This window comes from uncultured Mycobacterium sp. (assembly GCF_964249325.1).
GTDB lineage: Bacteria > Actinomycetota > Actinomycetes > Mycobacteriales > Mycobacteriaceae > Mycobacterium.
Genome location: NZ_CAXUCH010000166.1, coordinates 1 through 4,542 on the forward strand (window position 1 = coordinate 1; position 4,542 = coordinate 4,542).

The 4,542-nt window shown below is 66.9% G+C and carries 4 protein-coding genes and 1 pseudogene (1 of these 5 only partly in view); 2 read left to right on the plus strand and 3 right to left on the minus strand.

Translation table 11 applies throughout. The features are described from left to right. The 3 genes from ACFE99_RS18030 to mqo form a co-directional block, all read right to left on the minus strand. On the minus strand, positions 1-745 hold a 745-nt coding region (locus ACFE99_RS18030; RefSeq protein WP_375487644.1), incomplete at its 3' end, for an ATP-binding protein. After that, positions 742-1,212 (minus strand): GNAT family N-acetyltransferase, encoded by a 471-nt coding sequence (locus ACFE99_RS18035; protein WP_375487646.1) that lies wholly within the window; start codon positions 1,210-1,212, stop codon positions 742-744. The genes ACFE99_RS18030 and ACFE99_RS18035, both read right to left, overlap by 4 nt. A gap of 47 nt (positions 1,213-1,259) precedes the next feature. After that, a complete protein-coding gene (gene mqo / locus ACFE99_RS18040; RefSeq protein ID WP_375487648.1) occupies positions 1,260-2,738 on the minus strand; it encodes a malate dehydrogenase (quinone) in 1,479 nt (492 codons plus the stop codon). 147 nt (positions 2,739-2,885) lie between these two features. Between mqo and ACFE99_RS18045 the strand changes: the two genes are divergently transcribed. Together ACFE99_RS18045 and mtr are read left to right on the plus strand one after the other, a co-directional pair. Then, positions 2,886-3,896, plus strand: a complete 1,011-nt coding sequence (locus tag ACFE99_RS18045; protein ID WP_375487650.1) for an alpha/beta hydrolase — start codon at positions 2,886-2,888, stop codon at positions 3,894-3,896. Between the two features lie 5 nt (positions 3,897-3,901). Next, positions 3,902-4,542, plus strand: a pseudogene (gene mtr, locus ACFE99_RS18050) (mycothione reductase) (it continues 765 nt past the right edge of the window).

Here is a 4,542-nt window from a genome sequence, read left to right on the forward strand (position 1 = left end):
CCACCAAATCGGCGCGCATGCCGTCGACGTCGAACGCCGCGCACAGCGCGGCGATGCGGCGTAATTCGTTGTCCGGCAACACCACATCGGATACCAGCTCCCGGGCGTCGGCGATGCGGCGGGCCAGCTCGGCGTCGGCGGCGGCATAGCGCGCGGCGAAAGCGTCCGGATCGGCTTCGTAGGCCATCCGTTGCCGAATGACCTGGGCGCGCACCTCGACATCACGCGACGCGTGCACGTCGACGGTGAGCCCGAACCGGTCCAGTAGCTGCGGGCGCAGTTCGCCTTCTTCGGGGTTCATCGTGCCGATCAGCACGAAGCGGGCCTCGTGGGAATGCGAGATCCCGTCGCGTTCGATGTGTACCCGTCCCATCGCCGCGGCGTCAAGCAGCAGATCGACCAGGTGGTCGTGCAGCAAGTTGACCTCGTCCACGTAGAGCACGCCGCCGTGGGCGCGGGCCAGCAGCCCAGGCGAGAACGCGTGCTCCCCGTCACGCAACACCCGCTGCAGGTCCAGTGAGCCGATCACCCGGTCCTCGGTGGCGCCGATCGGTAACTCGACCAGCCGTGCATCCTGGGAGGCGGCGGAAAGCAGTGCGGCCAAACCGCGTACGGCCGTCGACTTCGCGGTGCCCTTCTCGCCGCGAATGAGCACGCCAGCGATTTCCGGACGCACGGCGCACAGGATCAGCGCGAGCCGCAGCTGCTCGTGTCCGACGATCGCGCTGAACGGATACGGCTTCACGGCTGGACCTCCACCCCGGTGCCCGGCCGCACCATCGGCACATGGGGAATCCCATCCTCGACGAAATCATCGCCGTCGCGCACGAACCCGTGCTGGGCGTACATGTGCGTCAGGTAGGCCTGCGCGTTGATCCGGCATGGGTAGTCGCCCACCTCGGCCAGCGCGGCGCGCAGCAACCGGGTGGTGTGGCCTTGGCTGCGGGCGTTGCGTTTGGTGCAAAGCCGACCGATGCGGAACGCCTTTTCTCCGCCGGCATGCTCCTCCATCAGCCGCAGGGTGCAGATGACCTCGCGGTCGGGCTTTTCCAGCCAGAAGTGCCGAGTTTCGGCCAGCAGGTCGCGGCCGTCCAGCTCCGGATAGGGGCAGGCCTGCTCGACGACGAACACCTCCACCCGCAGTTTGAGCAGTTCGTAAAGGCTCGCCGCGTCAAGCTCTTTCGCCCAGGCGCGGCGCAGCGCGACAGTCATGCGCCGCTCCTCCTCATCGCTGCGCTCTGCATCGTCGCCGACGCGGGTCATGACCCCCCTGCCGTTTCCAGCTGCAGCACCTTGGTGCTCCATGACCACACCTCCTCGAACAGCTCCGGCTCAGTAGACAATTCAGTGCCCAGCGAAGGCACCATTTCTTTAAGCGTGGGCAGCCATGCCTGATACCGAGTGGGAAAGCAGCGCTGCAGCACGTCGAGCATGGCCGACACCGCAATCGACGCCCCCGGTGAGGCGCCGAGCAGACCCGCGATGCTGCCGTCAGCAGCGCTGATGACCGGGGTGTCGAATTCGAGCCGCCCGCGCCGGATCACCTGTACCCGCTGGCCGGCGCGCGTTGTCTGCCAGTCGGAGTCGACCGCGCTGGGGGCGAATTCCCGCAGGGCCTCGACGCGCGCATGCCGCGACAACGCCAGTTGGCCGAGCAAGTAGTTGACCAGCCGCCGCTGGCTGACACCGACGCGCATCATCGACAGCGCGTTGCCCGGCTTGACCGAGCGTGCCAGGTCGCTGACGCGGCCGTGCTTGAGGAACTTCGGTGACCAACCGGCGAACGGCCCGAACAGTAGCCACGGCTGGCGGTTGACGATCCGCAGATCCAGGTGCGGCGCCGTCATCGCCGGCGCCCCGGGTGCAGGCAAGCCGTACACCTTGGCCCGATGCGCGGCGGTGAGCGCCGGGTTGGCGCTGCGCAGAAACTTCCCGCCGATCGGGAAGCCGCCGAATCCCCTCACCTCGTCGATGCCCGACTTCTGCAACAGCAGCAGGGCGTGGCCCCCGGCTCCGACGAACACGAATTTCGCGTTCAGCTTGCGGGTTTCTGCGTTGCGGCGGTTGCGGATCGAGAGCGTCCAGCTGCCGTCGCGCTGACGAGTCAGGCTGCGCACTTCATGGCCGAACCATGCGGCGGTGCCGGTGCTCAGACAAAAACCGACGAGCTGTTTGGTCAGTTCGCCGAAGTCGACGTCGGTCCCGTCGGATGCCCAGGTCAAGGCAACCGGTTCACCAAGGTCACGCTTAGCGGCCACGAAGGGTAGCCGACGCGCAAACTCGTCTGCGTCGTCGATGAACTCGGTGTGGGCGAACAGCGGGTTAGCGGCCAGGGCCTGATGGCGGCGCCGCAGGTAGTCGACGCTACCGGTTCCATGCACGAAGGCCGCATGCGGCACCGCGTTGAGGAAGGCGCGCACGTCGGCCAGGACGCCGTTTTCGGCCGCATACGCCCAGAACTGCCGGGTTACCTGGAACTGCTCGTTCACCCGGACGGCTTTGGCGATGTCGACGGAGCCGTCACGGGTCGGCGTGTAATACAGCTCGCAAAGTGCGGAGTGCCCAGTTCCGGCGTTGTTCCACGGGTCGCTGCTCTCGGTGGCGACGCCATCCAGCCGTTCGACCAAGGTGATCGACCAGTTAGGCTCCAGCCTTCGCAGCAGCGCGCCGAGTGTGGCGCTCATGATGCCCGCGCCGACCAGCACGACGTCGGTCTTGGCGACGTTCGGCTCTGACACCAGATCGTTCTTCCTTACTTATCTGCACCGCGGGCGTCACTTATCTGCGCCGCAGGCGTCCTCAGGTTATCCCGCTTGCTGTGGGCGTAACGCGCCCGTCTGGGCGGATTGGACCGCGCTGGAAAAGCAGGCTCTAAGCTGGCGAGCGTGAGTGGCTGGGTGCCCGATGTCCTGCCCGGCTGTTGGCAGCGCACCATCCCGCTGGGTCCCGATCCCGACGGTGAGGGCGACATTGTCGCGACATTGGTGCGCCGCGGCGAGCCCGCACGAGCCAATCACGCCGTGTTGGCGGTGCACGGATACACCGACTACTTCTTCAACACCGCGCTGGCTGATCACTTTGCCGGGCGTGGCTTCGCGTTTTACGCGCTGGACTTGTCCAAGTGCGGGCGCTCCTGGTGGCCCGGCCAGACCCCGCACTTCACCACCGACCTGGCCCGATACGACCGCGAACTCGAAGAAGCCCTTGCCGTTATCCGTACTCAGGCGCACTCGGTGCTGGTCTACGGCCACTCCGCTGGCGGGCTGATCGTGTCGCTGTGGCTGGACCGGCTGCGAGGACGTGGCGCCACCGCGCAAGCAGGCATCGGCGGCCTGGTGCTCAACAGCCCACTGCTGGACCTACCGGGGCCGGCGGCGCTGCGGTGGGCGGTGACCTCGGCGGCGATCGCCGCGATGGCGCGGGTGTACAAGAAGGGGGTGGCCCGGGCGCCCGGCACGGGTGGGTACGGCGCCAGCCTGCATCGGGATTACCACGGCGAGTTCGACTACAACTTGCAGTGGAAACCGCTGGGCGGCTTCCCGATCACCTTCGGCTGGCTACATACAGTCCGCCGCGGTCAGGCGCGGCTGCATCGTGGGCTCGACGTTGGCGTGCCCAACCTGATTTTGCGTTCCGATCACAGCGTCTCCGACACCGCTGACGAGATCGCCTTGCAGTGCGGCGACGCGGTCCTCGATGTCGCCCAGATCGCCCGGTGGGCCGGTTGCATCGGCAACCGCACCAGCGTCGTTACGGTCAAAGACGCCAAACACGACGTGTTCCTGTCCATGCCGGCGCCGCGCCAGGCGGCCTACCACGAACTCGACGCCTGGTTGACCGAGTACCTGTGCCGCGTCGCCGACGCCGAGGCCGCGGTATCGGCCGGGGACGGGTGAGCCGCGTGGAAACCTACGATCTTGCGATCATCGGAACCGGTTCGGGCAACAGCATTCTCGACGAACGCTACGCGCGCAAGCGGGTGGCGATCTGCGAGCAGGGCACATTCGGCGGCACCTGTTTGAACGTCGGGTGCATTCCCACCAAGATGTTCGTCTACGCCGCTGAGGTGGCCCAAACCGTGCGTCATGCGGCCCGCTACGGTGTCGACGCGCACGTCGACCGTGTGCGCTGGGACGACATCGTCTCGCGCATCTTCGGCCGCATCGACCCGATCGGGATCAGCGGCGAAGACTACCGCCGCTCCTCCCCCAACATCGACGTGTACGGCCAGCACGCCCGCTTCGGGCCAGTCCAGGCCGACGGACGCTATCTGCTGCGCACCGACCTCGGCGACGAATTCACCGCTGAACAGGTCGTCGTCGCCGCCGGGTCGCGTCCGGTGATCCCGTCGGCCATCCTCGCCTGCGGCGTCGACTACCACACCAGCGACACAGTCATGCGGATCGCTGAATTACCCGAACACCTGGTCATCATCGGTGGCGGTTTCGTCGCAGCCGAATTCGCGCACATCTTCTCCTCACTGGGCGTGGGGACAACATTGTGGATAACCCCCCGGCACCGGCTGAGGCGGTCACGCCCCAC